Source organism: Halomonas flagellata, from assembly GCF_022487945.1.
In the GTDB taxonomy this organism is placed as follows: Bacteria; Pseudomonadota; Gammaproteobacteria; order Pseudomonadales; family Halomonadaceae; genus Halomonas; species Halomonas flagellata.
This window is the reverse complement of sequence record NZ_JAKVPY010000060.1, coordinates 1-2,899: the sequence shown is the minus strand read 5'-3', so window position 1 is coordinate 2,899 and position 2,899 is coordinate 1. Positions and strand designations below refer to the sequence as shown.

Annotated in this window: 2 protein-coding genes; both read left to right on the top strand. The window is 51.4% G+C overall.

What is annotated here, in order from left to right; translation table 11 throughout:
* Window positions 1–236 precede the first annotated feature (236 nt).
* Window positions 237–809 (top strand): recombinase family protein, encoded by a 573-nt coding sequence (locus MKP05_RS21055; protein WP_001493762.1) that lies wholly within the window; start codon window positions 237–239, stop codon window positions 807–809.
* A 36-nt stretch (window positions 810–845) separates the two neighbouring features.
* Window positions 846–2,237, top strand: coding sequence for an ISKra4-like element ISKpn19 family transposase (locus MKP05_RS21050; RefSeq protein ID WP_014839878.1), 1,392 nt, complete (start codon window positions 846–848; stop codon window positions 2,235–2,237).
* Window positions 2,238–2,899: the final 662 nt, after the last annotated feature.

Below are 2,899 nucleotides of genomic sequence, written 5' to 3'. Positions count from 1 at the left end.
CAGGTTCAACCGCCACAAAATCAACCGGCAACTGAGCAGGCTCGACCTTGCATCTCCGGTACTGGAGCCTGAAGTTATCTGGCTGGGCCGTCGTCGCTGACTGATGTCTATAAAGGTATACGTTTTCAGCATGCCTCTCAGATCCCCGAAAAAATGTCTATAAACCTCCCTAAATCAGTGTTTATGGATTATTCTTTAAATCTCTATGATGTTTAAAGACCTTCCGGAGGTTTTGCGTGCAATATGCCTACATCAGGGTAAGCTCGGCCGATCAGAATACGGCCCGTCAGGAAGAGGCATTGTCAAAGGCGGGTTTTCAGCCTGATAAAATTTGTGTTGAGCATGCCAGCGCGAAGGACACAAACCGCCCGGGGTTACAGGAACTCCTGGGGCAATTACGCCCTGGTGATACGCTTCTGGTTCATTCCATCGATCGCCTTTGCCGGAATATGTCGGATATGTGCGCTGTCACCACCCGGCTTCGTGACCAGGGCGTTACCCTTATTTTTCTGAAAGAGCAGCTGACGTTCAGCGCCGGCACAAACAATCCGATGCAGGAACTGCAGCTGCACATGATGTCGGCATTCAGCCAGTTTGAACGAGCCTTACTGAAGGAAAGGCAGGCCGACGGCATCGCCGCGAAAAAAGCACGGGGTGAAAAAACAGGGCGCCCCGGCGCCGATATCAAAAAGATCCAGGAAATTGACGCACTCAGAAGCAGAGGGGTCAGGCTCAGGATCGCCTGCGACCATGCGGGCCTTGGCGTTTCCACATATTATAAGCTTCGTCACCAGATGAACAACCAGTAGCCGGGAGATAGTCATCCACCACAGCAGGAGGCAATGATGCAACTGACGCTCCAGATAGTCATCACCGATGAATCAGGCTCCAGTCGAACGGAGGAACTGATGACAATCCAGAAATCAGGGGAGACCCGGAACGACATCGGATTATCGGTGTCAGAATCCAAGCTGTTGCTGAATACGGTCCAGCAGTCGGTGGTCCAGCTGCAGGCAGACGAATATACTCAACACCATATCCGGTGCCCTCACTGCCTTGCTGCGCGCAGAATCAAAGGCAAACAGAAAATACGGTACCGGACGCTGTTTGGCGTTATTCCGGTATCCGGGCTTCGGGTGTACCGGTGCCGTTGTGAAGAGAGTGATACAAAGACAGTCAGTTTGCTCAGCGACTGGGCCGGCGATTATTCTCACCCGGCACTGAAATATATTGAAACCCGCTGGGCCTCGATGATCTCCTATGAAATGACGACTCGTCTGCTGAAAGATATTCTGCCGGTGGGCCACAGCCTGAATGCCTCAACGGTGAGGAATCATTTATGCCAGGTGGCGCAGCGTCTTGACGCTGAGGCTGAAGCTCATTCAGGTTTTCTTTCCGGCTGCCCCCGCGACTGGGGGAACCTGCCCAGGCCAGGAAAACCGCTTGTGGTGGGTATAGATGGTGGTTATGTTCGCGATCGGGATGACAAAAAGCGTAATTTTGAAATTATTGCCGGGAAGTCTTTTTCCGTTGGTGCGCCTGCTGACACCCGCCGCTTCGGTTTTGTTCAGAAGGATGACTGTCATCCGGAACGCAGGCTCATGACCCACCTTTCAGCGCAGGGAATGCAGGCCAACCAGCAGATATTTTTTCTGTCCGACGGCGCGGATAATCTCAGGGACCTCCAGTTCGGTATGTACCCTGAGTCAACGCATGTGCTGGACTGGTTTCATATCACCATGAGGCTGACGGTGCTCATGCAATATGCCCGGGGACTGCTGGTATCAGATCCAGAGGCGGGGAGTAAAGTTCTGGCACTGCTGGAAAGCATTAAACGATATCTCTGGCATGGCAATGTTGTCGCTGCGCTGGAACATATTGATAATTGCGTTATGTATTGCGATGACCCTGAACTCAGCTATCCTAGCCTGAAATCCCTGCAAAAACATCTGGATGAAATGTATACCTACATCCGGAATAATAAGATGATGATCCCAAACTACGGCGAAATGCGTCGGTACGGAGAGCCGGTATCAACCGCGTTTGTGGAATCCACGATCAATGAAGTGATCGCCAGACGAATGGCCAAAAAGCAGCAGATGCAGTGGAGCAGAAAAGGGGCTCATTATTTGTTACAGACCCGGACCGCCGTTTTGAATAACGAACTGCAGGATAAATTTGTCTGCTGGTATCCGGGTTTTCAAAGTGACGGGAAGGGACCAGCGATGGCAGCATAGCTCACGCTGCCCCAATATTTTTTATGCTCTCCTAAAACCAGATCGGGATCCTTTTTGGATCTTTCTATCCTAGATAAAAGTAAAGTGATTAGTTATGATTAGCAGCAGAAAGAAGAACCCCCCGGTTATCCTGACTTTGGCGAGTAGGAGATAACCAGGGGGCGGGGGAAGCACCAGTTAGCTAGGAACTGATGCAGCGTAACCAACCTCTTGTGAAGGTTCACTGCCTCAATTTTAGACGTTCACGCTCGTGAAAGTCAACTAACCCTATCTGACTATTTTTTGTGCTTCCCCGTTAGCGGCTGCCGCCTCTGGCGTTATTCGTGTTTGTCCAGTTTGGGATCATGTGTTTGTTACTGGACGGGCGCGGCGGTCGGGCTGAACGGGGAGTTCGTGCATACAGCCCAGCTTGGAGCGAACTATCTAAACAGAGCCGAGAATCAGCAGCGTAAGCTATGAGAAAGCGCCACGCTTCCCGTAAGGGAGAACGGCGGTCAGATTCCGGTAAACTGCACGATAGGAACACAGGAGCGCACGAGGGAGCGATTCACCGGAAACGGTGATGATCTTTAAGCTGTGTCAGGTTTCGCCACTTCTGACAGATTCACGGTTGAGCTTTGCTCCCACAGATACGCCTGAAAAGTGTCTGTTTATGTGAACTC

Coding starts and splice junctions, on each gene's coding strand:
- MKP05_RS21050 (WP_014839878.1), top strand. CDS start 846: ATGCAACTGACGCTCCAGATAGTCATCACCGATGAATCAGGCTCCAGT.